Origin of the sequence: Lentzea albidocapillata subsp. violacea, from assembly GCF_900100275.1 — a bacterium.
In the GTDB taxonomy this organism is placed as follows: Bacteria; Actinomycetota; Actinomycetes; order Mycobacteriales; family Pseudonocardiaceae; genus Lentzea; species Lentzea violacea.
On sequence record NZ_FNET01000027.1, the window covers coordinates 31655 to 56781 of the forward strand.

Here is a 25127-nt window from a genome sequence, read left to right on the forward strand (position 1 = left end):
CCTCCCAGCCTCCGCTACGTCAGCAGATCAACCAGAACATGTAAGCGCTTGGACAAAGCCCAAGTCAGCAGACAGGCGCGAGCGGAGTCGTCTCGTCGCTGGCCACTAGAAGACGTCGAACTCCTGCCACTGGACGCAGGTGGGGCGCTCGGCGGTGCGCATGAACTCGTGCAGCGCCTCCCGCAATTGAGCCAGCGAAACCACGGAGTCGGACGGGAACGCGACGTCGGCGTCGCGGTCCAGCCACAGCGTGGCCGTCGCCGGCTCGGACTTAGTGGTCCAAGCGCGGCGAGCCTGGGCGTCCATCAGGTAGAGGGCGGCGGTGCCCGATTCTCTGTCCGTGGCGAACTTCAGCTGGTGGTCCGGGAGGCCCAGCGCACCCACGGTGGGTCGCCCGTCGGCGACGACCACCGTCGGATGCGGCTGGTGGTTGGCAAGCACGTCGTCGAGGAGCGCGTCGAGCGCGGTTGCCGTGTACACGGCAACCGGCTCGTCGTCATCGTCGACGTCGCGGAAGTACCAGACGCTGAGCGAATTAGTCACCTGGCTTCCTTTCCTCGGTGAACCCGTGTTGCCCGTGGGTCGTGAATCACGAGTGTTTGGCCTGGTAGCAGTATCTCTTGCAGCAGCTTGGTGCAGGAATACGGCCCCCTGCACATCGGGTTGTTGATGACCAGTTCCACCCGATCGACACCGCCGGCGCGCATTCGCCACGCCACCTTGGCCTCGACGTGGACCCCCAACGTCACCCGTGCTCCAGCCGGTCCAGGCGGATAGCCACGTGCGAACAGGAACTCGGCGATCTCGTCGTGTTCGCCGTCAGGCTCATATCCGCTACGAACCGAATCGGTGTAGCCATCCGGATCGACGTACTTTCCGGTGGTCTTGCCATCATAGGCGGGGAGCGTCGCCCGCTGTTGCGCCGACCAGGAAAGATCGGGTGGAACAGGCTCTGCGCCTGCGCCTGCGCCTGCGCCGAGAAGCGACCTCAGATGGTCGGCAAGCCGTTCAGACACCTGTTGCGCTTGGGTGACCAGATCACCTACACCGACGTGCGCGTCGTTCCAGTGCCGCAGGACAGCGGAGTAGTCGTCCTCGTGCCGGCTTCCGCGGCCGGCAGGACCGAGCAGCTCACAGGCGTCCTTGGCCAGACTCTCGGCCTGCCGCAGCGCGTTGATGAGCTGCTCTGCCTTGAGCAACACCTCACGCAGGCGCTGCCCGACCTCCCCCAGGGACACCACGAGCCAACGGACTCCTAACGGGCAGAATCGCCCTTCACGTCGGTGAGGAACGCGGTCCACGACTCCGCCGACACCGGCAGATGTGTGGCCGGAGCCTTGCTGTCCCGAACGCCGACACCACGCCCCACCTCGACACAGTTGTCAGCGGTGCTGCTGTAGCTGCTCTTGCGCCAGTCGGTCATTGGAGGCCCTCCAAATGTCGTCGATCACCGCCCTGGATTGTTCACGATCGAGGGCGACGGCGGCGAGGCGCTTCACCCTGTCCTCGTAGAGCGCGACGGTTTCCTTGTCGTCGAAGAACAACCCGCAGTTCAGAGTGTCCAGAAAGACGAGTGGCGGGTACTTCGGGAACTTCATCACCCGGAAGTCACCCGACACCCCGGGGTGCGCGCCGATCGACCTGGGGATGACGTGGAAGTTGATGTACTGCCGCACCGACATCCGCAGGAGGTGCGCCAACTGCTCGCGCCACACCTCTTCGCCGCCTACAGGCAGCAAGAGCGCCTGCTGATGCACGTAGAAGGTGAACGTCCGGCCTGGCCGCAGAATCTCCGCTCGCGCCATCCTCGCGGCCACGACCTTCGGGACGTCCTCCTTCTCGTGAGGTCCGGCCTGGGCGACGGCGTACGCATAGTCATGGGTTTGCAGCAGGCCGGAGACGAGGTTCATCGACCACGCGACGATCGCGCTGGACTCCTTCTCGTGGTTGATGAGCGTGCGCAGCTGGTCCGGGACGCCGTCCTCGGGAAAGAGGATGAACCCCTTCTCCCCCGCCTCCAGGAACAACGCCATCAGATGCCGTCGTTCGGCCAGCGACAGGCGGCAGTAGGCGAGCAGCACCTCGACCTCGTGCGCGGTGACGCCACCCTTGCCGTTGACGAGGTCGGACAGCTTCGACTCGTCCCAGTCGAGCTCTTCGGCCAGCTGGCGTTGTGTCAGGCCGGTTTTGGCGTTGGCGGCGCGGAGGCCGTTGCCGAACTCGCGGTCCACGACGTTCGACTCTCTTTTGGGCATGCGAAAACGCTAGGAGGCGAATGCCTCACAGCTCCATCGTTTCAGCTCAAAAAGCCCTGAAGGAGATCTGCTTGGAGAATCTCCAAGCCAGGAACGAAAGCCCTGATCAGCGGCATCTTCGCGAGAGATCCGCTGGATCGAACGTGACCCAGGCCGTGCTGGTGATCGCCACTGTCCCAACGGTACCGGACGTCAGCGTCGCGACATGGGAATAGACACCGTTGGACAGCCGGTAGCAATAGATGGCCAGACCGTCTTGACCGATCATCTCGACGCGCCAGTAACCTTCCACGCCGGCAGCCGCGAACGCCGCCGGCTTCTCCAGCCTGTCGGTCTTCTTCGTCGGCGGGCTCACGACCTCGACGATCAGCGTCACGTCGCGGACGTCGACCGAGTCTGCATCGATGAACTCGGACGTCACGACGACATCGGAGATGTAGCCGAGCATGCTGTCGACGCGGACGCCGATCGCAGTCAGCGCTTCCATGCCCTCACGCGCGACAGCCGCGTCGAGGAGGGTCTGGAGCCGGTCAGCGACCCGCTGATGCCTCATGGCGGGCGTGGCGTTCACGACGAACCGCCCGTCGACCAGCTCGATGCGGCGGCCTTCCTGGGGATCGAGGCTCTCCCAGTCGTCCAGGGTGTAGCCCTCCAGCCGCCCGGCATCGGTCACATCAGCGTCGACCATCATGAAGCGGAGGCTAGAAGGCCAAGGCCTCCTGGCCTCCGCTTCGTCAGCAGATCAACCAGAACGTGTGAGCGCTTGGACAAAGCCCAAGTCAGCAGACAGGCGCGAGCGGAGTCGTCTCGTCCGGCCCAGCCCGCCGCCGCCACCGGTCCAGCTTCGCGTGCTCGGTCAACGAGATCAGCGTCTCCCGCACGGAAAGCCGCACGCGCGGATCGCAGTTCACGACCGGCACGTCGGGCGAGATGCCCATGCCGCGGATGATGGCCTTCACGTCCGACCGGACCGAGGAGTGCACGTTGTTCAAGGCGAGCACATAGGGAATCCGGTGGTCCTCGAAGTACCGCATCGCGTCCACGGAGTCCGCGGGGCGCATCACGTCGAACAGCACCACGGCACCCACGGCGCCGCGCACCACGTCGCCCCAGCCCGCGCGCGCGTCCTGCCACTGCGGCGCCACGAAGAGGTGCAGGGCGAGGCCCGGGTCGAGCCACACGCGGCCGAACTGGATGCGCACCAGTTCCGTCACGGCGCCCGCGCGTTCCGGCGGGAGTGCGTTCATCGTCAGGAGATCGTTCTCCACGATGGACCTGATGAAAGTGCTTTTGCCCACGCCGAAGCCACCGGCGACGACGATCTTGGCCGAGGTCAGCTCCCGACCGGGTGGCCCAGGAGGGCCGAATTCGGGAAATCTAGAGCCGACGTAGTCCACTAAGCACTCTCTCCATCAACCCGAGGTCCGGCGTACCACCGCCTGCGGAAGCGGTCTGGTGCACGTCCACCAGGCCTCGTTCCGCCATGTCACCGAGCAACACCTTGACGACTCCCAGCGGGAGACGCATCAGTGCGGCCACTTCCGCGACGGATCGCGGGGCGTGGCACAGCTCGACGACGCGTTGGTGCTCAGCCTGCAAGATACCTGCAGACCGCCGACTCTGATCATTGGCGGAGACAAGTGTCTCGATCTCGAGGTCGATGTTGGACCGAGTGCGCCCACCCGTCCAGGCATATGCACGAACGATCGAGGCGTCGTGACTCTCCTGAACGGAGGACTCGAAGGCCCGGACATCTTCTTGCGGTACAACGGGAGTCGCTTCCCGCGCGGGCGCCTGCTCCGGTGTTGGCGGCCGCTTTCGGCCCGAGTCCAGGGAAAACCCGTTCATCAGGTCGGCGAACGTCTGCTCGGCGGGCGTTTCGTCCCGCCTGCGCCGTCGGTGTGCGTCAGAGGAGGAGCTCATGGATCACCTCACGCTGTGCAGCTGCGCTCGCAGTTCGGGAGTGAGGATCTGGCCTACCTGCTCGACGACCACGGTCATCTCGTAGGCGACTTGGCCGACGTCGCTGTCGGGAGCGGCGAGTACCGCCAGACAGGACCCGTCTCGAATGGACATGAGGAGCATGATCCCGTAGTCCATCTCGATCACGGTGCGCAACACTCCGCCACCTTCGAAGCATCGCGAGGCGGCCATGGTGAGGGCCGCGACTCCCGACGCGATGGCGGACAGCTGGTCCGCGCGGTCCGGCGGCAGACCTGTCGACTTGGTGAGCAGCAAGCCGTCCACCGAGATCACGATCGCGTGGGCGACACCGGCCACGCGATCGGTGAAGTTCGTGATCAACCAGCCGAACTGGTCGACCTGGCGCGACTGAGGCGTGCTCATGCCTTCTCCCCGTTGTACTGGCCGTTCCCCTGGCCGTTTCCATTCCCGTTGCCGCCGAGCGGCGCCTGGCGCAGGCCCGTCTGGTAGCTGGCGAGAAAGCCTCGGGCCCGTTCCGGATCGCGCTTCTGGCTCACAGCGGGACGTGCGCTGTTCTCGGAGTGTTCCGCGAGGTCGGGTAGCAGGTTCTTACGCGGCGCCCGTTTCGGCAACCCGGCATCGGTCTCCCCTGCGTCGGTGACGGGGTCTCCGGCCTGTTCCCAGACCGTCCCTCCGGGCTTCCTGCCGAACCAGGATGCCACTACCGACGGTGACGACGCGGGTGAGGGTCCGGGGTGGGGCCGGGCCGGCGAATGATCACCGTTGACCGGTTCGCCCGAGATCGGGCCCCTGAACCAGGAGGACGTCGTCTCACTTGGTGACTCGGGCGGCACGCCGTTGTGCTGTGCCGACGCGGGCCTGGGTGTGCGCTGGGGCAGCGACTCGTCGATCGCGGCGCCGCGGAACGACGTCCACTCGGCGGACTCGCGCGGGCTGTCGATGGCCGGCGCGGGTACGGGTGGCGGCGCCAGGTTCGGCGTCTTCACGACGACGTGCGGCTGCCTGGGGAGGGCTGACTTCGGCTGGGGCAGCGCGGCGTGCCGCGGCTGGGACGGCGCCGGGGCCTCCTCGTGCGAGCGCACGAGGTCCGCGGGCACGAGCACGAACGCGCGCAGGCCCTCGCGGCCCTCTCCCGCGCCGCGCAGCCGGACGGTGATGCCGTGGCGGCCCGCGAGCCTGCCGACGACGAACAGGCCCATCTGACGCGAGACGGGCACGTCCTCCTCGGTGCCGGTCGAGAGCCGCTCGTTGGCCTCGGTGAGCTCGGCCGGGCCCATGCCGATGCCCTGGTCGGCGACCTCGATGAGCACGGCGCCCTGCTGGTCGACCCGCGAGCCGATCATGACCTGGGTGGTGGGCGCGGAGAACGCGGTGGCGTTGTCCAGCAGCTCCGCGACGAGGCGCACGAGGTCGCTGGCCGCGTAGCCGACGATCTCGACCGACGGCGTCGACTTCACGACGACCCGCTGGTAGTGCTCGATCTCCGACGCGGCGGCGCGCAGGACGTCCGCGAGCGGGACGGGCTGGTGGAACCGGCGGGCCACGTCGGTGCCGGACAGCACCATCAGGTTCTCGTTGTTGCGGCGCATGCGCGTCGCGAGGTGGTCGAGCTTGAACAGGTTCGCGAGCTGCTCGGGGTTCTCCTCGTGGCGCTCGAGCTCCTCCATGAGCTTGAGCTGGCGCTCGACGAGGCCCTGCGAGCGGCGCGACAGGTTGACGAAGATGTTCTTCATGCCCGACCGCAGCGACGACTGCTCGACCGCGCCGCGGATGGCCTGCTCGTGCACGGCGTCGAACGCGCGGGCCAGCTGGCCGAACTCCTCGCTGGTGTGCACGGGCACCGGTTCGATCTCGGTGTCGGGCTTGCGGTCGGCGCGGATCGCGGCGACGACCTCGGGGAGGTGGTGGTGCGCCACGTCGAGGGCGGAGCGGCGCAGCTCGGACAGCGAGCGCAGCAGGTAGCGGCCGATGACGAAGCCGAGCGTGCCGGCGATGAGCAGCATCGCGAGCAGGATGACCGCGGCGGCGCCCGCCTTGTTGGACGTGTCGTCCTGCAGGGCACTGGCGGTGTCGGCGAGCTCGTCCTGCAGTTCGCGGACGACCTGTTCCATCAGCCGCGCGGTGGTGCCGGACGACTTGTTCCAGTCGTCGACGGCGATGCCGAACTCCTGCGGCGGCTTGGGCTGGCCGGGGCGCGTCGCGGGCGGCGGGGTGCCGTCGGGCTGGGTGAGCGCGCGTTCCACGAGCGCGGAGCGGTTCGCGACGGCGGCACCGGTCACGGTCTGGTCGTAGGTGCGGCGCTGCTCGGTGGTGCCGGTGGCCTGGAAGTCGTTCAGGCGGTCCTGCAGGCGGATGTCGGACTGCTCCAGCGCGCGGACCTCGGGGCCGAGGAGCTTGCCGCGGCCGATCCCGGCTAACACGAACGCGTGCTGCAGCGAGACCTGCTCCTGCGCGATGACCATGCTGTGCAGGGCCGCCGCGGTGCCCGAGATGGCGCTGTCGTTGAACTGGCCGACGAGCGCCTGTTCGAAGTCCAGCAACGACTTGATGATCGCGGTGTAGCCGTAGGTGCCACCGGACGGGTCGCCGCCGTCGCCGCCCTGCGCGACCTTCTCCCGCAGGTTCTTGAGCGTCTCCAGCTGACCGCCGACCTCGGCGAAGCGCTGGCGGGAGACGTCGCTGACGCCGTCGGTGCGGTCGATCCGGCGGCGCACGGTCGAGGCGGCGTTGTCGGTGGCGCTGATCTGGTTCTGGTAGGCGCCGACGCCGGACCCGCTGGTGGCGCTCTGCGCGGCGAGCGTGCGTTCCTGCTGGACGCTCGAGATCAACGGCGCGAGATCCGCCCTGAGCCGGACCAGGCCCTGTATCTGCACGTAGTTGTCGGACCGGTCGACGTAACCGGAGATCTGCAGTGCGCCCGCGCCGACGGCCACCGTCACCGGGACGAGCAGCACGACGCCGAGCTTGACGGGCAGGCGCCAGTTGCGCCAGTCGCTGATCTTTCTCCACTCGACATTCACGAAATGATCCCCAAGGCGCGTTCGAAGTGCCCCACTATCGGCTACCTCCTGGCCTGGCGAATCCCCGCGAGTCGATGTCCCCGCAGCTCGATATCTCCATCAGCCGTATCGGGTGTGAGCGGATAGTAGGCCAGAGAGCGTGACGCGACAACGACCTGAGGCGTGCACGATCGATCACCCAGGGTGACACCGGACCTTTTGGGGTGGTCCTGCGGGCTCCAGGGATTGACTCGCCGCCACGCGTGGTTACGCTTGCGCCTCCCAACCCCGGATCGGACGCGCCGTGTGCGCGGAGCCTCGCCGGGCACTCCCCGTAACGAATGCGAGCGGTTGATGACGAAGGCGCTGCCCTCCGTGTCACGCCCGGCCACCCCCGGTTTCGCCACCTTTGACGAGCCACATCACTCATTGCTTATCGATGGTGACGGTGAGCCTGATTTCGATGCCATCCAAACGAGTGACGATTTCCTCGACCTGAAGCGCCGGGTGAAGCGTTTTATCGTCCCCGCGACGCTGCTGTTCCTCGCTTGGTACGTCACGTTCGTATTGCTTTCGGCTTACGCCGCCGAGTTCATGAGCACTCCGCTGTTCGGAACGGTGAACGTCGGCCTGACGATGGGATTCCTCCAGATCGTCACGACCGTCATCATCACAATGGCGTACGCGCGTTACTCCAAGCGGAAGCTCGACCCTCAGGTCGACAAGGTGCGCGCGCTCGTGGAAACCGACGAGGAGCTCGCGTGACCGGGGCGAACACCGCGATCAACCTGTCCGTCTTCGGCATCTTCGTGCTGCTGACGCTCTACGTCGTCTACCGGGCGTCGACCCGGAACGTGAGCGCGTCGGACTACTACGCGGCGGGCAGCAGTTTCACGGGCACGCAGAACGGCATCGCGCTCTCGGGCGACTTCCTGTCCGCGGCGTCGTTCCTGGGCATCTCCGGCGCGATCGCCGTGAACGGCTACGACGGCTTCATGTACTCGATCGGATGGGTCGTCGCCTGGCTGATCGGTTTGATGCTGATCTCGGAACGGCTGCGCAACACCGGCCGTTTCACCATGGGCGACGTCATGGCGTTCCGTATGCGCCAACGCCCCGTGCGCGCGGCCGCGGCGAACTCGACCCTGGTCATCTCGCTCTTCTACATGATCGCGCAGATGGCCGGCGCCGGCGGTCTGATGGCACTGCTGCTGGACGTGCACAGCAAGATCGGCCAGGCCATCATCATCGCGGTCGTCGGCATCGTCATGGTGCTGTACGTGCTGGTCGGCGGCATGAAGGGCACCACGTGGGTGCAGATCATCAAGGCCGTGCTGCTGCTCCTGACCGTGTCGCTGCTGACGATCTTCCTGATCGGCAAGTTCGGCTTCGACTTCTCCTCGATACTCGACCGCGCGGCGCAACGGTCGCCGCTGGGCGAGGCCGTCCTCTCGCCGGGTGTGAAGTACGGCGCGTCGGACCTGTCGAAAATCGACTTCATCTCGCTGGCCCTGGCGCTTGTTCTCGGCACCGCATCGCTCCCCCACGTGCTGATGCGCTTCTACACGGTGCCGAACGCCCGTGAGGCGCGTAAGTCCGTCGTGTGGGCCACGTGGATGATGGCGATCTTCTACTCGTGCACGCTGGTCATCGGCTTCGGCGCCATGGCGCTGGTAGGCACCGACAAGATCAACAGCGCTCCCGGCGGCGAGAACTCGGCGGCGCCGCTGCTGGCGTTCCAGGTCGGCGGCACGGTCCTGCTGGGCATCGTCTGCGCGGTGGCGTTCGCGACGATCCTCGCCGTGGTCGCGGGCCTGACGCTGACGGCGTCGGCCTCGTTCGCGCACGACGTCTACGCCAACGTGATCAAGCACGGCGAGGCCGACCCGCGCGAGGAGGTCCGCGTCGCCCGCATCACCGCCGTGTGCGTGGGCGTGCTGGCGATCGTCGGCGGCATCGCGGCGAACGGCCAGAACGTCGCCTTCCTGGTCGCTCTGGCCTTCGCCCTGGCCGCGTCCGCGAACCTGCCGACGCTGCTGTACTCGTTGTTCTGGAAGCGTTTCAACACGCGCGGCACGCTGTGGAGCATCTACGGCGGCCTCACGTCGTGCGTGCTGCTCATCGTCTTCTCGCCCGCGATCTCCGGCTCGAAGTCGTCGGTGTTCCCGGACGCCGACTTCGCGTTCTTCCCGCTGTCGAACCCCGGCATCGTGTCGATCCCGCTGTCGTTCCTGGCCGGGTTCCTCGGCACGATCATCGGCGGCGAGAAGGCGGACCCGGCCAAGCAGGCGGAGATGGAGGTGCGCGGCCTGACCGGTATCGGCTCAGGTCTGCGCTAGCAGGTCTTCGACCGCCTTGTTGAAGAGTGCGGGGCGTTCCAGGTTCGGCATGTGGGCGGCGCCGTCGACCACGACCAGTGTCGAACCCGGAACGCGCTCGCTCATGTACTCGGCCGCGCTGACCGGCGTGTACTCGTCGTCGCTGCCGACGATCACCAGCGTCGGCACGGTGATCCCGGTGAGGGTCTCGGTGTAGTCGGGCCGTTCCGCGCGGCCTCGCAACGCCGCCGCCGCGCCCTCCGGTGGCGCGTCGTGCATCAGCCCCGCGACGAACTCGCCGACCTCCGGGTTGTGCGGCGCCACCATCTTCCACTTCACCTCGGTGGCGTAGCCGGACATGCCCTCGCGCAGCAGCCGGTCGGCCATGTCGTTGCGGTTGCGGCGGCCGTCCTCGGTCTCGGCCTGCGCGAACGTGGCGGCGAGGATCAGGCCGCGCAGGCGCTCGGGGAACGTTCGCGCGAACTCCATGACGATCTGCCCGCCCATCGAGAGGCCGCCGAGCACGACCTTCCTGATGCCGAGGTGGTCGAGCAGCCCCGCGATGTCGGCGGCGAAGACGTCCAGCGGCGTGCTGCCGGGGACGACGGTGGTCTCGCCGTACCCGCGCAGGTCCGCGGCGATCACGCGCCAGCCGTTCGTGCTGAAGTGCTCGACCTGCGGCCGCCACATCGTGCGGTCGAAGGGATGGCCGTGCACGAGCACCAGCACGTCGTCACTGGTGCCTTCGTCGTCGTAGCCGATGCTGATGCCGTTGACGCTCGCGGTGGTCATGCTTCGACCTTAGCCGCGGGAGGCGGCCTCCTGGATGACCTTGCTGAACCGGGCGACAGCCTCGCCGGTCGTGAGCTTGAAGCCCAGCGACGGCTCGGTCAGCTCCAGTTCGAGCAGCAGCGGTTCGCCGTCGGGCCCCTCGACGACGTCCACGCGGGCGTAGAGGAAGTCGCCGCGCCGCAACGAGAGCAGCTCTGCGGCGACGTCGAGCACCTGCTCGGCGAGCGCGACCTGACGCGTAGTGGGCTCGATGCCGGCCAGCCGCTCCTCGACGTAGAGCCCTGACTCGGCCTCGGCGAGGCCCTGGGCCAGCATCGGTCCTTTGTGGAACGAGTGGGAGTAGTCGCCGGCGAAGAACACCAGCGCCGTCTCACCGTGGGCGTCCACACTGGACTGGTACGGCTGCACCAGCGCGGTCACACCGAGGGCTTCCAGGTGCGCGCGGGCCTCGGCGTGGCCGGTGAACCGGCCGGCACCGCGCGAACCCGCGCCGACCGCCGGCTTCACCACGAACTCGCCGTCCGGGAAGACCGGCTCCTCCCCCGGCCGCACGACCGCGGTGGGCACGACCGGGACTCCAAGCGCGGCGAGCTCGGCCATGTACGACTTGTCGATGTTCCAGCGGACCACCGGCAGCGGATTCGCGAGCGTGGGCACGCCGGCGCACCACGCCAGGAACTCGTCCAGGTGGTCGGGGTAATCCCAGGTCGTGCGCAGGACCACGAGGTCCGCCTCGACCTCGCCGCCCCACGGCTGCCACTCGACGTCGACGCCGTCGCGCTGGAGGGCGGCGACGAGCGACTCCTCGTCACCGTCTCCCAGGGGCAGCCGGTCACAGGAGGCGAAGACGACCTTCACGACTGCATCCGAGCCATCTTGCGGCGGTGCGCGGGGCCGATCGTGGTGGCGGCGGTGGTCTCGCGGTCCCATTCGGCCTGCTCGACGCCGTCCGCGGCTTCGACGGCCGTGGTGGCGGACTCGACGTCCTTCACCATCACGTCGCCCATGGCGCCGTCCGCGCCGACCAGCACGATCCGCGCGCCTGCCCGGCCGATCGGTTCGACGACGGCCCGGACCGGCGTGCCCTCCTTGCCGTGGGCCTTCACGAACTCGGCGATGCGCTTCTGGGTGGTGTGATCAGACATCCCCACACTGTAAAACCAGCGGGTAGCTTCGGTCGGGTGACCACCGACACGCTCACGTCGTTCCTCTCGTGGTACTTCGACCACCACCCCGCCCACGCCGCCGGAGCCGGCTCGCTTCCGCACTACTCGACGTTCGGGGACTTCTCCGCGGCGGCGTTCGAGCAGCGGGCCAGGGAGAGGGAGACCTGGCTGGCACGGCTGGAGGCGACGCCGAGGTCGGTGGACCGCGATCTCGCCGTGTCGGTGCTGCGCGGGGCGTCGGCGATGGAGGCGTGGCCGGGCTGGCGGCGGGACCCGCACGAGTACACCGGGATGATCTTCTTCGGGTTGCTCGGGCCGTTCCTGCACGGGTTGCTGCCCGAGGCCGAGCTCGTCACGTCGACCGTCGCCAAGCTGCGCGAGGTGCCGTCGGTGCTCGCCGCCGCCGAAGCGAACCTCGACGCGTCGCTGGCGTCGTCACTGGTCGTGCTGCGCACGCTCGGTCAGGTGCGGACGGGGCGCGCGTTCCTGCTGGACCAGCTGCCGCAGCAGGTGTCGTCACCCGAACTGCGCGCGACGCTGGTCGCGGCCGCCGTCCCCGCGGCCGACGCGTTCGACCGGCACGCGGTGTTCCTGGAGGACCTCGCCGTGCGGGCCGGCGGCGACTGGCGGATGGGCGAGAAGCTCTACTCGACCCTGTTGCAGGACAAGGAGTTGCTGGGCTACGGAGCACCGGAGCTGCACCAGCGCGGGCAGGACGCCTACGCGGCGCTGGAGGCCGAACTGGCCGAGCTGGCGGGGTCGCCGGACTGGCGTGCGGTGATGAGCTCGTTGCAGGACGACCACCCGCCGACCCTGGAGGCGATGCGCGCGGAGTACGAGGCGGAGACCTCACGGGCGCGTGCCGCGCTGATAGAGCACTCGCTGGTGACGATGCCCGAGGGCGAGGACTGCCAGGTGGTCGGGTCGCCGCCGTTCCAGCGGGCGCTCATGTCGGTCGCGAGCTACCTCGGGCCGCCGGCGCTGACCTCGAAGCGGACCGGTTTCTTCTTCGTGCCGTTCACGCCCGACGGAGCGTCGGACGAGCAGATCACGCAACGCCTGCGCACCAACTCGCGGTCGCAGCTGCCGACGATCTCCGTGCATGAGGCCTATCCCGGCCACCACTGGCATTCGGCGTGGCTGGCGGCGCAGGGCCCGGCGCACCCGCTGCGCAAGGTGTTCCGGACGTCGTACTTCTCCGAGGGCTGGGCGCTGTACTCGGAGAAGCTGCTGCGCTCGGTCGGGTACTACACGTCCCGGGGCGCCCTGATGAGCCACGTCGAGGCGCGGCTGTTCCGGGCAGCCCGGATGATCGTCGACACGGCGCTGCACTGTGGCGACATGACTCCCGCCGAGGCCGAGTCGTTCATGGTGACGCGCACGGCCCTGACGCCGGGCACCGCCACCGGCGAGGTGAAGCGGTACTGCGCGTGGCCGACGCAGGCGCCGTCGTACCTGACCGGGGCGTTGGAGATCGACCTGATCCGCGACGAGTACCTGGCCGCGGGGCTGGGGTCGTTGCGGGACTTCCACGACCGGATCGCGGGGTCCGGCGCGCTGCCGCTGGGGCTCGCGCGCCGGGTCGCCCTCGGGGAGGACTAGGCGGGTGCGTAGGCGCGGCCCGCCGCCGTCAGCGCCGTGCCGGTGGACAGTCCGGTCGGGCTGGTCCTGCTGGACAGCGTGAACCACGCGTAGCGCTCCACGAAGGACAGCCCGTTGAGCATCCTGGTCGACGCGGTGATGAACGCGGTCTGCTGCTGCTGGCTCGGGTAGACCGCACGGCCGGAACGCCAGTCGATCAGCGCGTACTCGGTGAGCCAGATCGGCTTCTGGTAACGGTTGTACACGTTGCGCAGGTACGACTCCAGGTGCCCGGTGGCCCTGTCGGAGAAGTCCTGGCCGTACCAGTGGATCGGGATGAAGTCGACGCGGAGGTTGCGCGCCTTCGCCCCCGCCATGAACCGGTCGAGCCAGCCGCCCGCGACGTCACCGCCGAACGCGACCCCCGGCGCGCCGAGCCTCAGGCCGGTGCTCTGCAGGCGTGGCCACAGGTCCAGCGCGCGTTCGACGGTCATGTTCGCCTGGCCGGCCATGTCGGGTTCGTTGAACCCCAGCAACTGCCGGCCGTTGGCCTTCGCCCTGTTCAGCTCGGCGTCGGTGACGCTGGCCGCGCCCCAGATCATGGGGACGAACTCGGCGTTGCTCTGGATTCCGCGCCGGTCCGAGGCCCAGGTGTAGTACCAGCGGGCGTCGAGCGCGGTCATGGCGGCGCCGGCCGGACCGGGGTCGTCGGCGGCGTTCACGCCCTTCTTGGCGGAGGCCGCGTGGGATGGAAGCGCTCCCACCAGTAGCAGCAATGCGATCAGCAGCAGGGATGTTTTTCGCATGGACCGGTCGTACCAGCGCTGAGTGCGGTCTGTCGCTGTGGGTACACCGCACGCGGGCGGAACGGGCCGGCTGCCGTCATGCTGGAGGACGGCGGTGGGTTCCCAATCGGTGGGAGCGGGAACATCGGGGCCGAGGCCTGGGTTGACCGGGTTGAGTCGATCAAGGAGGACAGATGCCCAAGGCAGTGGTGGTGCGTTCGGCCGGTGGCCCCGAGGTGCTGGAGCACACGGACGTGCCGTCGCCCGTGCCCGGTGACGGCGATCTGCTGGTGAAGGTGAGCGCCGCGGGCGTCAACTACATCGACACCTACCAGCGCAGCGGCCAGTACCCGCTGACGTTGCCCACCGCCCTGGGACTCGAAGGCGCCGGCGAGGTCGTGGCGAGCAACTCCCCGGACTTCGCCGCCGGCGACAAGGTCGCGTGGATGGGCGTGCTGGGCAGCTACGCGTCCGAGGTCGTGGTGCCGGCCGCGTCGGCCGTGCGGGTGCCGGACGGGCTGGACGTCGAACTGGCCGCGGCCTCGCTGCTGCAGGGCATCACGGCGCACTACCTGACCCACTCGACGTACGTGGTGAAGGAAGGCGACCGGGTTCTCGTGCACGCGGCGGCCGGTGGCGTCGGCCTGCTGCTGACGCAGTGGGCGAAGTCGAAGGGTGCCACCGTCGTCGCGACGGTGTCGACCGACGAGAAGGAGGCGTTGGCCCGCGAGGCCGGGGCCGACCAGGTGCTGCGGTACGGGGACTTCGCCTCGCGGATCGAGAAGGTCGACGTCGTCTATGACGGCGTCGGCGCCGACACGTTCGACCAGTCGCTGGCGTCGCTGAAGCCGCGCGGCATGCTGGCGCTGTTCGGGGCCTCGTCCGGGCCGGTGCCGCCGGTGGACCCGCAGCGGCTCAACGCGGCCGGGTCCGTGTACCTGACGCGGCCGTCGACCGGGGCGTACCTGCTCGACCGCGCGGAACTCGACTGGCGGGCGTCCGACCTGTTCGGCGCGATCGCGGCGGGAACGCTGAACATCAGGATCGGCGGCCGGTACAAGCTGGAGGAGGCGGCGCAGGCGCACACCGACCTGCAGTCGCGCCGGACGACCGGCAAGCTGCTGCTCCTGCCCTGAGCCCAGACCAAAACGGGCCCCCGGTGCTCCGGGGGCCCGTTTCGCTTTTCGGATCAGGCGGCGGGGGTGACCTTCACGCCGTCGATGACGAAGACGAGCGTCTCGTTCGCCTTGATGCCCTGGCCGCCGGGGCCGTAGCCCTTCTCCGGCGGCACGATCAGCAGGCGGCGGCCCTTCTCCTTGAGGCCGACGATGCCCTCGTTCCAGCCGTCGATGACCGGCGCCTGGCCGACGTTCTCGACGTCGAACGGCGCGCCGCGCTGGAAGGAGCTGTCCTTCACCTTCTTGTCGGAGAAGGTCGTGAGCTGGTAGTTGACCGTGGCCGTCGTGCCCGCCGTCACCTCGGCGCCGGTGCCCACCACCAGGTCCTTGATGATGAGCTCGCTGGTGGGCTTGCAGCTCGGGATCTCGACCTTGGGCGCCGACCCGAAGTCGCCGGTGACCTTGAAGTCGTCGGCCGTGCAGGGGTTCGTGGGCGCGGCGGCGGCCGGCGACGATCCGCCGGCCGAGGGCTGGGCCGACCCGGCGCACCCGGCGAGGCCGGTGGCCGCAAGCGCCACAGAAGCGATGAGCAGGACGTTACGCATGGTGGGTGAGGGTATTCGGACGGGTGTGAGCGGCGTGTAGCAACCCTCGCGGCCGTCCGGACCAGGACACCCGGCATGGGTGCATGTGGGTGGGGTGGTCACGCTCGTCCGACCCGTTCGGAGGCGGCGGCGACGGCGCGTCACCGAAGTGCACGAGTACGGGCCGACGACCGGGCTCAAGGGCACTTATTCCGGTCCTGAATGTCGCACGAATAGCAGCTTCCTTATCTTTTGACCGACGCGTACAGTAACTCCTCGCACTTGATCGCACACCCAGCGCATTCGTCCGTTCGGGTAGCGGCCAATCTGGTGACTCGGGAGGTGGCACACGTGTCCGCGGAGGCCGGAGGCATCCGCAGCAACCTGATCCAGGAGTTGTTCTGGACCCGGACCGGGTTGCTCCTCCTCATACTCGTCGTGACGTCGGGTGCGTCGCTGGCCATTTCCAGTCAAATGGATTCCGGTGCAGCGAGAAACCTGCTGACGGCAGTGGGTACGGGCACGCTGATTTCCGCGGTGGTGAGCTTCACGCAGACGTTGATCACGTCGAAAGCGGCGCAGAAGGCACTGCTGGCTCCGGTCATCGAGGAGAGCCGCAAGGCGCTCAAAGAGCTCACCCAGGAGTATCGGGCACTCGATCGGGAGTTCTTCCCCAGTCACGTGTTCGAGCCGACCGCGAAGCCGGACCCGGTGTTCAACCAGCTCATGATGCAGGACCTGGAACGCACCCGGCTGTACTGCTTCCGCGGGTTCGCCGGCCGGTACGCGGCGGGCAGGGTGCTGCTCAGCCAGACGGAGTGCGAGCTCAGGGCCGTGCTGGCCGACCCACGCGATGACAACGCCATCAGCGGGCGGGCGCGGTACCTGCTGCGCAACGAGGGCGCGGACGGCGACTACGACGAGATCCAGGAACGGCTCAAGGAACAGATCGGGATTGGACTCGTCGGGCTCTACGCGGCCCGCAGCCGCTGCACGAGAATCGACGTCACGATCGTTTCGGATCCGCCGCTCGACCGGCTCGAGCTGTTCGACGACTCCGCGTGGCTCACGCTCTACAGCAACACCGCGGGAGTGCTCAGGCCCTATCCGCGCACGCTCAGGTTCACCGAGAGTTCGTTCCTTTACGCGATGGAACGCGCGGAGTTCCTGCGCATCAGCAATTCCAAAGCCGGCTACCACTTCACCATCACGCCGGCGACGACGCGGAACGACTTCATCGCGCTGTTCGAGAAGATCACCGGCGAGACACTCACCCAGGACGGTTTCAAGGAACTCCAAGGCAAGTTCCACGCATTCCGTCGCGAATTCTCCGCATCTGCTCAGTTGAGGAGCTGATCGATCTTGCTAGCCGAGTTCACCGGGTTGTCCGCGCTCGAGGAGCTCGCCGCCCGGGTGAAGCGCGCCGAATTTCCCGTCGTGGACCATTGGGCCGATGTCGGCACGTGGTTCACCGAATGGGCGGCCCGGCCCGAGCTGCGCAGAGAGCTTCGCGCGTACATCGACGCGCTCACCCCCCAGCAGGCGACCTGGGTGATCGCGCACTCACGCGAGACGACGACGCACTACGCGTGGCGCCTGAGGGACGAGGCGGACGAACCGTTCACGTTCTGGCTGCACGAGTACAAGCCGCTGGCGGACTGGCGGGCCGGCTACGCCGACTCGGTGCACAACCACCGCTACCACTTCTGCACCACGATCCTGAGCGGCGCCTACCTGCACGAACGTTTCGACGCCCGGCTCGGCATCGGCGGCCGCACCATCGTCGGCACGGAGCTCACGAACCGCACCCAGTGCACCGAGGGCGCCACCGGGATGATGCTCGCGCATGAGTTCCACCGCATCCCGCGAGCAGCAGACGGAACCATGACGTTCCTGGTCAAGTCACGTGCCGTGAACCCGTGGAGCCTCAGCTACGACCCGGACACCGGAATCAGCCACCGCCACGTGCCGGTGGAGGACCGACTGGAGGATCTGACGAACCACCTCTGAAGCCCCGCTGGTGGCGTGGCTCAGAACGTTGCCGAGCGGATTCGCGGTCAGGCGGGTGCATCGCGGTACCGCCCCCACGTCCTCATACTGGACGTATGGGGGCGTGGGGGCGGTGCCGCGAGGTGCCCTGCTGACCGCGAATTCACCGCCAAGGTTCTGAGTCACGCCACCATGCCGCCGCGACACGCCTACCATCAGCCCACCTTGTCAGGAGGGCTGATGATGCGTACGCGCACGATGATCCCGAGGTCTGTCATAGCGGACGTGGAGCAGCGCGTGAGGCGGCTGTGCGAGGACCTGGCCGCGAAGCTGCAGTTCCACGGCTGGCACCACGTGAGCTTCGTCCGTGACAAGTCCGTGCACTTCGCCGAACGCAACGGGGCCGCACGGGACGTCGTGGAGGTCGCCGCACTGGTGCACGACCTGAACTACATGGTCCGCCGCAACTCGCTGCCCACGGACGGCGCGGCGCTGCGCCGGAAGGTCCTCTTCGTCGCCGGCGTCTCGCAGGGCGACATCGAGTGGATCGAGCGGATCGTCGTCGAGGCGGAGATGCGCACCCGCTCCCGTGACATCTCACTGGAGGCGCAGGCGCTGTCCGACGCGGACACGCTGTTCAAGGCGCTGCCGGTCACGCCGGTCGTCCTGGCGCACAGGTACCTCCAGGAGAACGGCATCACCCTGCGCGAGCTCGCGTACAAGATCGTGGGCGAGCAGGTGGGCAAAGCCGACGAGGGCTACTACTTCTACGACTCGGAGGCCGCCGCGACCTACACGAAGTGGGCCGAGACGAACCTCCTGTTGTGGCAGTGCATCGTCGAGTCCCTCGACGACCCGTGCGTCGAGGACCTGCTGAGCAAGATGGCGTCCTGAGCACGTCTGAAGGTCAGCGAGCAGGCGTGAGGCCCACGGTCTGCTGCAGAGGCATCGTCACGCCGACGGCGGTGAACGCGAGTTCGCGAGCTGCACGGCGCACGGTGAGCACGCCGAGATAGGAGTGCACGATCGAAGCGCGCCGCAGGTCGACGTACGCCTCGACAGCGGCGTCGACGATCAGGTCGCCCGCCACGCGATCACCGAAGCGGCGAACCAGTTCGTCGACCGCCTGCCGCAGCTGGGCTTCCGAGTTCAGCATGCCCAGGTAAACGCCCAGTCGCCGCCCGCGGTTCAGCGCGCCCGGAGATCGGCACTTCCGTGCAGCGCGTACGCGAGCCCCATGACGTTGCCGCGGCTGAGCATCTCCCACCGCACCTGCCGCAACGCCTCACCGGCGCTGATCCCGGCGGCCAGCCGGGAGAGCAGCATGCCCGTCACCCAGCCGGCCATGTCCTGCGGTACGGCGACCTCGGGACTGATCACGCCCGACGCGCCGTGCTCGACGAACGAGCGCACCAGGCCGTTCATCGGTGTCGTCCCCACGATCAACGGCTTGCGCACGGGCCAGTGCGGCTGCGGCCACACACCCTCGCTGTGCCACCGTGCGATCTCCTCCGCGTCGAGGAAACCCTCGCGGAAGTGCAGGTGCACGACGTCCATGACCTCGTCCGCCAGCGCCCTCCCCAGCTCGGACGGACTGACGTACGCCGACGTCACGGACTCCGGCGGGACCTGCGACATCAGCTCCGTCACGTGCCGCTCGGTCAGTGCACGGTCCATTCCGGCATCGACCGCCATCGCCACCTCGAACGGCCACGGGCGCGGCAGGATCCGCTGCACCAACGGCCCGACGGGGTGCTCCAGCACGCTCGACAGACCCCAGAAACCGAAGGGGCACAACACGTTCCCGCTGTGATCGGGCACCGGACAGTGCGCGGGCACCTCTCCCCCGGCGCCGAACGGCCCGAACTGCCCGACCGACGGGCACAGCCGGTGTGGCCCGTCCGCGAACGGCAGGTCGTAGATCATCGGCCACCGCACCGGACCGGAGGCCGCGGACGCCACCATCACCCCGGCCGGACGTCCCGTCACCCGTGCCGTGTGCCGGACGGCGTCGGCCGGCCCGCGCTCACCGAACAGCCGCGAGTACGCCGCCGCGCCCTGCCGGGCCAGGAAGGCGAGATCGGCGCAGTAGGCCGGGAAGTCCTTGCCGTACCAGGGATCCAGCCCCGACGACGAGGGCAGCGACAGCGCGGGCCCGGCCAGGCTGGTCCACGACGGCACGCCTCCCGAAGCGACGAGCGCCCGGTCGCCGAGGTCCAACACCGACACCGCGCGCGCCGCCGGGAGATCCGCGAACGTCCGGGAGAGCTTCCACCGCGGCAGTGCACGCGGCTCACCCGCGCCGACCGGCAGCACGACCTGCTGGACGTGCACCGGCACCACACCGTGGTAGACGACCAGCTCACCGGTCCACGGCACGGCGGCGTACGGCGTCGTGACGTCGAAGCTCACCCACGAGCTGGGCCCCTCGGCCGGCAGCACGAACGACTCGGACAGCCCTGGCCGGCCCGACATGCTGAGCACGGCGCGCAGCTCCAGATCGCCCGGCAGGACGACGGGATGAGCCCCGACGCGCGCCCACACCTCGTACTCGGCGCCCGGCCGCAACGCCCCGGCGATGCCCTCGGTGGCTCCCGGCAGCGCGACCATGACCGTCACCGCGCGATCCGCGACCACAGGCGGTGCGGGCAGGGACGTGTACGTCATCCTCCCCAGCCGCTCCAGCTCCCGGAACTGCCAGAGGACGTCCTCGACCCGTGCCTCCCCCGAACCGCGTGGCGCGGCGAGGACGACGTGCGGCGCGCTCCACCCCACCATCACCGAGGCAGTGTCCACACCGGACACCCAGGTGTGCACGGCGGTGAAGAGGACGACCGGCCGGCCGAGCGCGCGCAACGACGCGACCACCGGAGCCGAGTCCCACGAGCGCGTGTCGTGCAGCGCCACCACGTCGCCGGGCACGTCCGAGAGCGGCGGCAACGACGAGGCCGACGAGAAGTGCCGGAGGTCGAGCACCGCGAACCTCAGCACCCGAACCCGCGTCGGGACCGCGGTGGACGCGGCCGATCCGACGGCCAGCCCCCGGCTGACCTGCTCCCACCCGGCCGGATCGGTGATCACGACGAGCGAGGACGCGGGCGTCAGGGCGGCGACGAAGTCCAGTGGTGAACCTTCACCACCGGTGACGGTGAACTCAACGGGCGCCACAGCCGTACGACTGGAGGTGCAGCTAGAACGGCCAGCCAAGCACCGGCAACCCGACCACGGCGTCCACGGCGAGACCGCAGAACACGAACATCAGGTAGAGGTTCGACATGTGGAAGAACTTCATGGTGTTCGTGGATCCGCCGCGCCGGACAACGTTGTGCAGCTTGTGCGCGAAGACCGCGAACCACAGGCCCGAGAGGGCCGCCACCGCCACGTAGATCCAGGAGGTGACGGGGGCGAGGGCGAGCGTGCAGACGACGGTGATCCAGCTGTAGATCACGATCTGCCGCGTCACCTGCGCAGCTGTGGCCACCACGGGCAGCATCGGCACGCCTGCTCGGGCGTAGTCCTCCTTGAACTTCATCGCGAGGGCCCAGGTGTGCGGCGGGGTCCAGAAGAAGATCACGCCGAACATGACCAGGGCGGGCCACTCGACGGTGCCCGTCACCGCGCTCCAGCCGATGATCACCGGCATGCAGCCCGCCATGCCGCCCCAGATGATGTTCTGGGAGGTGCGGCGCTTGAGCACGAGCGTGTAGACGAAGATGTAGAAGAGGATGGTCGCCACCGCGAAAGCGGCCGACATCAGATTGACGAAGATCCACAGGAACGCGAACGAGACGACTCCGAGCACGATGCCGAAGATCAGGGCGTTGCGCGGCGGAATGGCGTTGTGCGCGAGCGGCCGGGCCGCTGTCCGCTTCATGATCGAGTCGATGTCGGCGTCGACGAAGCAGTTGAGGGCATTTGCCGACCCCGCGGCGAGGGTGCCGCCGGTGAGGGTGCAGGCGATGAGCCACAGGGGCGGCAGGCCGCGCTGGGCCAGGAGCATCGCGGGGATCGTCGTGATCAGCAGGAGCTCGATGACCCGCGGCTTGGTGAGCGCCACGTACGCGCCGACAACCTGGCGAGGCGACCTGGAGGGGGCCTCGGCGACGAGACTGTCGGCACTCATCGGGTGAACGCTCCTCGTGTCGAAACAGGTGTGAAAACCAGCGACTGATGGTAACCGCGCAAAGAATTCACAGCCCGTTCGGGTGCTGGTGTGCCCCGGCACACACGTGCCTGGGACCTTTCAGAGCAACTTCTGAATCTCTCCGGACTAGGCTGGCCGGAGGACGTGGGAGAGACGCGGGTGAGGCTCTTCGGGATCGATTCCGAACGAGCTGGGCACCCGCCCTAGCGACAAGTTTGGAGCTGTAAGTCCGTGACCGTCACCGACGACATCACCCGGCTCACCAAGGCCGATCTGCCTGACGACTGGACCGACCTCGACAAGCGCGCCGTGGATACCGCGCGCGTGCTCGCGGCGGACGCCGTGCAGAACGTCGGCAACGGCCATCCCGGTACCGCGATGAGCCTTGCCCCACTCGCGTACACGCTGTTCCAGCGCATCATGCGGCACGACCCCGCGGACGCGGACTGGGTCGGCCGCGACCGGTTCGTGCTCTCCGCCGGGCACTCCAGCCTGACGCTGTACGTCCAGCTGTTCCTGTCCGGTTACGGCCTGGAGCTCGACGACCTCAAGCACCTGCGCAAGTGGGGCTCGAAGACGCCGGGTCACCCGGAGCACGGCCACACCAGGGGCGTCGAGATCACCACCGGCCCGCTGGGCTCGGGCCTGGCCGCCGCCGTGGGCATGGCGATGGCCGCCCGCCGCGAGCGCGGCCTGTTCGACCCGGCGGCCGCGCCGGGCGAGAGCCCGTTCGACCACCACATCTACGTGATCGCCTCCGACGGTGACATCGAGGAGGGCGTCACCTCCGAGGCCTCGTCGCTCGCGGGCACGCAGCAGCTGGGCAACCTCGTCGTCTTCTACGACGACAACAAGATCTCCATCGAGGACGACACGACGATCGCGCTGTCCGAGGACACCGCGGCGCGTTACGAGGCCTACGGCTGGCACGTCCAGGTCGTGGAGTCCGGCGAGAACGTCAAGGGCATCCTCGAGGCGGTCGAGAAGGCCAAGGCCGTCACCGACCGGCCTTCCTTCATCCTGCTGCGCACGATCATCGGCTTCCCGGCGCCGAACAAGCAGAACACCGGTGCCGCGCACGGTGCCGCGCTGGGCGTCGACGAGGTCAAGGCCACCAAGCGAATCCTCGGCTTCGACCCCGAGCAGACCTTCGAGGTCGCCGACGAGGTCCTGGCGCACACCCGCGAGGTCGTGAAGCGCGGCGAGCACGCCAAGGCCGAGTGGCAGAAGTCGTTCGACGCGTGGGCGTCGGCCAACGCCGAGGCCAAGGCGCTGCTGGACCGCCTGGTCGCGCGCGAGCTGCCCGAGGGCTGGGACGCCGACCTGCCGGTCTACCCGGTGGACGCCAAGGGCGTGCCGACCCGCAAGGCCTCCGGTGAGGTCATCAACGCGCTGGCGAAGCACCTGCCGGAGCTGTGGGGCGGTTCGGCCGACCTGGCCGAGTCGAACCTGACCACGATCAAGGGCGCGAAGTCCTTCGGTCCCGAGGAGATCTCCACGGGCATGTGGAGTGCCGACCCGTACGGCCGCGTGCTGCACTTCGGTGTCCGCGAGAACGCCATGGGCATGATCCTCAACGGCATCGCGCTGCACGGCCCGACCCGTCCGTTCGGTGGCACGTTCCTCGTGTTCTCCGACTACATGCGTCCCGCGGTGCGCCTCGCGGCGATCATGCAGGCCGCCGTCACGTACGTGTGGACGCACGACTCCATCGGCCTGGGCGAGGACGGCCCGACGCACCAGCCGATCGAGCACCTCGCCGCCCTGCGCGCGATCCCGGACTTCGCCGTGGTCCGCCCCGGTGACGCCAACGAGACCGCGTTCGCGTGGAAGGCCGTCATCGAGCAGCTCGGCCCGGTGGGCCTGGCGCTCAGCCGGCAGAACGTCCCGACGCTCGAGGGCACCTCGGCCGAGGGCGTGAAGCGCGGCGGTTACGTGCTCTTCGGTGACGAGAACCCGGAGATCGTGATCATCGGCACAGGCTCCGAGCTGCAGGTCGCCGCCGAGGCAGGGAAGGTGCTGCAGGGCGAGGGCGTTGCAGTACGTGTGGTCTCCATGCCGTCCATCGACTGGTTCGAGAAGCAGGACGCCGAGTACCGCGAGTCGGTGCTGCCGCCCTCGGTCAAGGCGCGCGTCGCGGTGGAAGCCGGCATCGCGCAGCCGTGGTACCGCTACGTCGGCGACAACGGCGAGATCGTCTCGATCGAGCACTTCGGTGCCTCGGCCGACTACCAGGTCCTGTTCAAGGAGTTCGGCTTCACGACGGAGAACGTCGTCGCCGCCGCCCGCCGTTCCCTTGACCGAGTGAGGGGTTAATCCAGTGAGCAAGCCGAATCTTGCCGCCCTGTCCGGCGCCGGTGTCTCCATCTGGCTCGACGACCTGTCCCGTGAACGGCTCACCAGCGGCAACCTGGACGAGCTGATCCGCGACTGGAACGTCGTCGGCGTGACGACGAACCCGACGATCTTCGCGGGCGCCCTGTCGAAGGGCGAGTCCTACGACGAGCAGGTCCGCGAGCTCGCGAACCGGGGCGCCGACACCGAGGCGACCATCCGCGAGGTCACGACGACCGACGTGCGCAACGCGTGCGACAAGTTCCGCGACGTCCACAGCTCGACCGGTGGTGTGGACGGCCGCGTCTCCATCGAGGTCGACCCGCGCCTGGCGTTCGACACGGACAAGACCGTGGCCGAGGCGCAGGACCTGTGGAAGACCGTGGACCGGCCGAACCTGCTGGTGAAGATCCCGGCCACCGAGGCGGGCCTGCCGGCGATCACGAAGACGATCGCCGAGGGCATCTCCGTCAACGTGACGCTGATCTTCTCCGTCGAGCGGTACGAGAAGGTCATGGAGGCCTACGTCGCGGGCCTCGAGCAGGCCAAGGCGAACGGCCACGACCTGCGTTCGATCCACTCCGTCGCGTCGTTCTTCGTGTCCCGGGTGGACACCGAGATCGACAAGCGCCTGGGCGCGATCGGCACGGACGAGGCGGCCGCGCTGAAGGGCAAAGCCGCTCTCGCCAACGCGTGGATCGCCTACGGAGCGTTCGAGAAGACGTTCCAGGGCGAGCGCTGGGAGGCTCTCAAGGCGGACGGCGCGCACGCGCAGCGTCCACTGTGGGCGTCGACCGGCGTGAAGGACCCGAGCTACTCCCCCACCCTCTACGTCGACCAGCTCGTCGTCGCCGACGTCGTGAACACGATGCCGGAGAAGACGCTGCACGCCGTCGCCGACGCGGGCAGGATCACCGGTGACACGGTCACCGGCCGCGCCGCGCAGGGCCAGGAGGTGTTCGACCAGCTCGCCGCCGTGGGAATCGACCTCCCGGATGTCTTCAGGACCCTGGAGACCGAAGGCGTCGACAAGTTCGAGAAGTCCTGGGAAGAGTTGCTCGAGACGGTGACGAACCAACTGGCTCAACTGAAGGGCTGATACCCAAGTGACCTCCGTC

The 25127-nt window shown here is 68.4% G+C and carries 26 protein-coding genes; 9 read left to right on the forward strand and 17 right to left on the reverse strand.

What is annotated here, in order from left to right:
* Window positions 1-105: 105 nt before the first annotated feature.
* From BLR21_RS36690 to BLR21_RS36730, 9 genes are all read right to left on the reverse strand, one after another.
* On the reverse strand, window positions 106-543 hold the full coding sequence (locus BLR21_RS36690; protein ID WP_176929951.1) for an Imm1 family immunity protein: 438 nt from the start codon (window positions 541-543) through the stop codon (window positions 106-108).
* Window positions 540-1238, reverse strand: coding sequence for a DddA-like double-stranded DNA deaminase toxin (locus BLR21_RS36695; protein ID WP_176929952.1), 699 nt, complete (start codon window positions 1236-1238; stop codon window positions 540-542). Before BLR21_RS36695 ends, BLR21_RS36690 begins: the two co-directional genes overlap by 4 nt.
* A 17-nt stretch (window positions 1239-1255) precedes the next feature.
* On the reverse strand, window positions 1256-1423 hold the full coding sequence (locus BLR21_RS36700; protein ID WP_084402129.1) for a DUF397 domain-containing protein: 168 nt from the start codon (window positions 1421-1423) through the stop codon (window positions 1256-1258).
* Window positions 1383-2255, reverse strand: coding sequence for a helix-turn-helix domain-containing protein (locus tag BLR21_RS36705; RefSeq protein ID WP_090013913.1), 873 nt, complete (start codon window positions 2253-2255; stop codon window positions 1383-1385). The genes BLR21_RS36700 and BLR21_RS36705 overlap by 41 nt, the downstream gene beginning before the upstream one ends.
* A 106-nt stretch (window positions 2256-2361) precedes the next feature.
* On the reverse strand, window positions 2362-2946 hold the full coding sequence (locus BLR21_RS36710) for a Uma2 family endonuclease (protein WP_090013915.1): 585 nt from the start codon (window positions 2944-2946) through the stop codon (window positions 2362-2364).
* An 88-nt stretch (window positions 2947-3034) separates the two neighbouring features.
* Entirely contained in the window at window positions 3035-3523 is a 489-nt protein-coding gene (locus BLR21_RS36715; protein WP_143028037.1) for an ATP-binding protein, read from the reverse strand.
* Between the two features lie 109 nt (window positions 3524-3632).
* Entirely contained in the window at window positions 3633-4178 is a 546-nt protein-coding gene (locus BLR21_RS36720) for a DUF742 domain-containing protein (RefSeq protein WP_090013917.1), read from the reverse strand.
* Window positions 4179-4181: 3 nt separating this feature from the next.
* Window positions 4182-4601 (reverse strand): roadblock/LC7 domain-containing protein, encoded by a 420-nt coding sequence (locus BLR21_RS36725; protein ID WP_030478143.1) that lies wholly within the window; start codon window positions 4599-4601, stop codon window positions 4182-4184.
* Complete coding sequence (locus tag BLR21_RS36730) at window positions 4598-7219, reverse strand: nitrate- and nitrite sensing domain-containing protein (RefSeq protein WP_090013918.1); 2622 nt, start codon at window positions 7217-7219, stop codon at window positions 4598-4600. The genes BLR21_RS36725 and BLR21_RS36730 overlap by 4 nt, the downstream gene beginning before the upstream one ends.
* Before the next feature lie 333 nt (window positions 7220-7552).
* Between BLR21_RS36730 and BLR21_RS36735 the strand changes: the two genes are divergently transcribed.
* The gene (locus BLR21_RS36735; RefSeq protein WP_090014031.1) at window positions 7553-7963 is read left to right on the forward strand and encodes a DUF485 domain-containing protein; all 411 of its coding nucleotides are present in this window, start codon (window positions 7553-7555) and stop codon (window positions 7961-7963) included.
* Entirely contained in the window at window positions 7960-9537 is a 1578-nt protein-coding gene (locus BLR21_RS36740; protein ID WP_090013920.1) for a solute symporter family protein, read from the forward strand. The genes BLR21_RS36735 and BLR21_RS36740 overlap by 4 nt, the downstream gene beginning before the upstream one ends.
* On the opposite strand, the gene BLR21_RS36745 is transcribed toward BLR21_RS36740, so the two are convergent.
* From BLR21_RS36745 to BLR21_RS36755, 3 genes are read right to left on the reverse strand one after another with little or no spacing between them, the layout of a single operon-like run.
* Window positions 9523-10308, reverse strand: coding sequence for an alpha/beta fold hydrolase (locus BLR21_RS36745; protein ID WP_090013922.1), 786 nt, complete (start codon window positions 10306-10308; stop codon window positions 9523-9525). The two genes, BLR21_RS36740 and BLR21_RS36745, sit on opposite strands and share 15 nt — an antisense overlap.
* A 9-nt stretch (window positions 10309-10317) precedes the next feature.
* Complete coding sequence (locus BLR21_RS36750; RefSeq protein WP_090013924.1) at window positions 10318-11166, reverse strand: ATP-grasp domain-containing protein; 849 nt, start codon at window positions 11164-11166, stop codon at window positions 10318-10320.
* A complete protein-coding gene (locus BLR21_RS36755) occupies window positions 11163-11453 on the reverse strand; it encodes a hypothetical protein (RefSeq protein ID WP_090014033.1) in 291 nt (96 codons plus the stop codon). The genes BLR21_RS36750 and BLR21_RS36755 overlap by 4 nt, the downstream gene beginning before the upstream one ends.
* 36 nt (window positions 11454-11489) lie before the next feature.
* Between BLR21_RS36755 and BLR21_RS36760 the strand changes: the two genes are divergently transcribed.
* Window positions 11490-13076: a DUF885 domain-containing protein gene (locus tag BLR21_RS36760; protein WP_090013926.1), complete on the forward strand. Its 1587-nt coding sequence runs from the start codon at window positions 11490-11492 to the stop codon at window positions 13074-13076.
* Here BLR21_RS36760 and BLR21_RS36765 read toward each other — a convergent pair.
* Window positions 13073-13861 carry a glycoside hydrolase family protein gene (locus BLR21_RS36765; protein ID WP_090013928.1) on the reverse strand — a complete coding sequence of 263 codons (789 nt, stop codon included), beginning with the start codon at window positions 13859-13861 and terminating at the stop codon, window positions 13073-13075. The genes BLR21_RS36760 and BLR21_RS36765 overlap by 4 nt on opposite strands.
* Window positions 13862-14034: 173 nt before the next feature.
* Here BLR21_RS36765 and BLR21_RS36770 point away from each other — a divergent pair, with 173 nt between their 5' ends.
* Complete coding sequence (locus tag BLR21_RS36770; RefSeq protein ID WP_090013930.1) at window positions 14035-14976, forward strand: quinone oxidoreductase family protein; 942 nt, start codon at window positions 14035-14037, stop codon at window positions 14974-14976.
* A 53-nt stretch (window positions 14977-15029) separates the two neighbouring features.
* Here BLR21_RS36770 and BLR21_RS36775 read toward each other — a convergent pair whose 3' ends face one another.
* A complete protein-coding gene (locus tag BLR21_RS36775) occupies window positions 15030-15563 on the reverse strand; it encodes an FKBP-type peptidyl-prolyl cis-trans isomerase (protein WP_090013932.1) in 534 nt (177 codons plus the stop codon).
* 321 nt (window positions 15564-15884) lie between these two features.
* Here BLR21_RS36775 and BLR21_RS36780 point away from each other — a divergent pair, with 321 nt between their 5' ends.
* From BLR21_RS36780 to BLR21_RS36790, 3 genes are all read left to right on the forward strand, one after another.
* Window positions 15885-16898, forward strand: coding sequence for a hypothetical protein (locus BLR21_RS36780; protein WP_420843933.1), 1014 nt, complete (start codon window positions 15885-15887; stop codon window positions 16896-16898).
* Between the two features lie 6 nt (window positions 16899-16904).
* Complete coding sequence (locus tag BLR21_RS36785) at window positions 16905-17552, forward strand: hypothetical protein (RefSeq protein ID WP_090013933.1); 648 nt, start codon at window positions 16905-16907, stop codon at window positions 17550-17552.
* 219 nt (window positions 17553-17771) lie between these two features.
* Window positions 17772-18425, forward strand: a complete 654-nt coding sequence (locus BLR21_RS36790) for an HD domain-containing protein (RefSeq protein WP_176929953.1) — start codon at window positions 17772-17774, stop codon at window positions 18423-18425.
* 13 nt (window positions 18426-18438) lie between these two features.
* Here BLR21_RS36790 and BLR21_RS36795 read toward each other — a convergent pair whose 3' ends face one another.
* The 3 genes from BLR21_RS36795 to BLR21_RS36805 are packed head-to-tail and all read right to left on the reverse strand — an operon-like array spanning window position 18439 to window position 21654.
* Window positions 18439-18687 carry a three-helix bundle dimerization domain-containing protein gene (locus tag BLR21_RS36795; protein ID WP_090013936.1) on the reverse strand — a complete coding sequence of 83 codons (249 nt, stop codon included), beginning with the start codon at window positions 18685-18687 and terminating at the stop codon, window positions 18439-18441.
* Between the two features lie 32 nt (window positions 18688-18719).
* A complete protein-coding gene (locus BLR21_RS36800) occupies window positions 18720-20699 on the reverse strand; it encodes a hypothetical protein (protein ID WP_090013939.1) in 1980 nt (659 codons plus the stop codon).
* A gap of 22 nt (window positions 20700-20721) precedes the next feature.
* Window positions 20722-21654, reverse strand: a complete 933-nt coding sequence (locus BLR21_RS36805) for a heme o synthase (protein WP_090013941.1) — start codon at window positions 21652-21654, stop codon at window positions 20722-20724.
* A 252-nt stretch (window positions 21655-21906) separates the two neighbouring features.
* Here BLR21_RS36805 and tkt point away from each other — a divergent pair, with 252 nt between their 5' ends.
* Window positions 21907-23991 carry a transketolase gene (gene tkt / locus BLR21_RS36810; protein WP_090013943.1) on the forward strand — a complete coding sequence of 695 codons (2085 nt, stop codon included), beginning with the start codon at window positions 21907-21909 and terminating at the stop codon, window positions 23989-23991.
* 4 nt (window positions 23992-23995) lie between these two features.
* A complete protein-coding gene (gene tal, locus BLR21_RS36815; protein WP_090013945.1) occupies window positions 23996-25108 on the forward strand; it encodes a transaldolase in 1113 nt (370 codons plus the stop codon).
* Window positions 25109-25127 lie beyond the last annotated feature (19 nt).

What these genes read in the sequence shown, in the direction of transcription:
- BLR21_RS36700 (WP_084402129.1), bottom strand. Translation starts at nt 1,423, where the DNA reads ATGACCGACTGGCGCAAGAGCAGCTACAGCAGCACCGCTGACAACTGT.
- BLR21_RS36705 (WP_090013913.1), bottom strand. Translation starts at nt 2,255, where the DNA reads ATGCCCAAAAGAGAGTCGAACGTCGTGGACCGCGAGTTCGGCAACGGC.
- BLR21_RS36710 (WP_090013915.1), bottom strand. Translation starts at nt 2,946, where the DNA reads ATGATGGTCGACGCTGATGTGACCGATGCCGGGCGGCTGGAGGGCTAC.
- BLR21_RS36720 (WP_090013917.1), bottom strand. Translation starts at nt 4,178, where the DNA reads ATGAGCTCCTCCTCTGACGCACACCGACGGCGCAGGCGGGACGAAACG.
- BLR21_RS36725 (WP_030478143.1), bottom strand. Translation starts at nt 4,601, where the DNA reads ATGAGCACGCCTCAGTCGCGCCAGGTCGACCAGTTCGGCTGGTTGATC.
- BLR21_RS36735 (WP_090014031.1), top strand. Translation starts at nt 7,553, where the DNA reads ATGACGAAGGCGCTGCCCTCCGTGTCACGCCCGGCCACCCCCGGTTTC.
- BLR21_RS36745 (WP_090013922.1), bottom strand. Translation starts at nt 10,308, where the DNA reads ATGACCACCGCGAGCGTCAACGGCATCAGCATCGGCTACGACGACGAA.
- BLR21_RS36755 (WP_090014033.1), bottom strand. Translation starts at nt 11,453, where the DNA reads ATGTCTGATCACACCACCCAGAAGCGCATCGCCGAGTTCGTGAAGGCC.
- BLR21_RS36765 (WP_090013928.1), bottom strand. Translation starts at nt 13,861, where the DNA reads ATGCGAAAAACATCCCTGCTGCTGATCGCATTGCTGCTACTGGTGGGA.
- BLR21_RS36770 (WP_090013930.1), top strand. Translation starts at nt 14,035, where the DNA reads ATGCCCAAGGCAGTGGTGGTGCGTTCGGCCGGTGGCCCCGAGGTGCTG.
- BLR21_RS36775 (WP_090013932.1), bottom strand. Translation starts at nt 15,563, where the DNA reads ATGCGTAACGTCCTGCTCATCGCTTCTGTGGCGCTTGCGGCCACCGGC.
- BLR21_RS36790 (WP_176929953.1), top strand. Translation starts at nt 17,772, where the DNA reads ATGATGCGTACGCGCACGATGATCCCGAGGTCTGTCATAGCGGACGTG.
- BLR21_RS36795 (WP_090013936.1), bottom strand. Translation starts at nt 18,687, where the DNA reads ATGCTGAACTCGGAAGCCCAGCTGCGGCAGGCGGTCGACGAACTGGTT.
- BLR21_RS36805 (WP_090013941.1), bottom strand. Translation starts at nt 21,654, where the DNA reads ATGAGTGCCGACAGTCTCGTCGCCGAGGCCCCCTCCAGGTCGCCTCGC.